This window comes from Vibrio sp. 10N.222.52.B7, from assembly GCF_041474275.1.
Lineage (GTDB): Bacteria > Pseudomonadota > Gammaproteobacteria > Enterobacterales > Vibrionaceae > Vibrio > Vibrio crassostreae_C.
This window is the reverse complement of record NZ_JBFRTU010000493.1, coordinates 1-338: the sequence shown is the minus strand read 5'-3', so window position 1 is coordinate 338 and position 338 is coordinate 1. Positions and strand designations below refer to the sequence as shown.

Genomic DNA, 338 nt, shown 5'->3' with positions numbered 1-338 from the left:
AAATCGAATAGAGCTACGTCATCACCATAGAAAGTACCGTCTAGGCGGGCCTGTTGATTTATCACAGCTTCGATTGAGAATGAACTATCAATCAATTCAACCCCTGTAGGTGCATCTGAGTTACGGTTGTAATATAAGTATGTGTACTGGCCGTTAGATAGTTCTTGGCTAATAGATATTGCAGTATTCTCACTGCCTTTTGCTCCAATAGTAGCTGAATAATTCTTACCGCCAGTAATCCCAATTGGATTGTTTGAAGAACCAGAATCAGTTTCTAATTCGGATTCACTTGATCCTGTAAATGTGTACTCATTTAACGCGACCGGAAAGTCACCTAC

Annotated in this window: 1 pseudogene; it reads right to left on the bottom strand. The window is 40.2% G+C overall.

What is annotated here, in order from left to right:
• A pseudogene (locus AB4512_RS23850) lies at positions 1-338 on the bottom strand (LamG domain-containing protein); the annotation flags it as partial.